This is a genomic window from Alkalihalophilus lindianensis (assembly GCF_032843265.1).
GTDB classification, from domain to species: Bacteria; Bacillota; Bacilli; order Bacillales; family Bacillaceae_D; genus Alkalihalophilus; species Alkalihalophilus lindianensis.
On record NZ_JAWJBA010000852.1, the window covers coordinates 1 to 245 of the forward strand.

Annotated in this window: 1 protein-coding gene; it reads left to right on the plus strand. The window is 48.2% G+C overall.

What is annotated here, in order from left to right; genetic code table 11:
- Positions 1 to 12: 12 nt before the first annotated feature.
- A partial coding sequence (locus RYX56_RS24555) for a gluconeogenesis factor YvcK family protein (protein WP_317124415.1) occupies positions 13 to 245 on the plus strand: 233 nt, incomplete at its 3' end.

Below are 245 nucleotides of genomic sequence, written 5' to 3' on the forward strand. Positions count from 1 at the left end.
GGAAAAGACAACATGAGCGATAATGTGCATCCAAGAATTGTCGTCATCGGTGGAGGAACGGGGCTTCCGGTTCTATTAAGAGGCCTGAAGCAGTTTCCTGTAGAAATTACCGCCATAGTGACGGTTGCCGATGATGGCGGCAGTTCAGGAAAGATTCGCGAGGAATTAAATATTCCACCGCCGGGCGATATCCGCAATGTGTTAGCAGCCCTATCTGATGTAGAACCGCTTGTTGAAGAAATGTT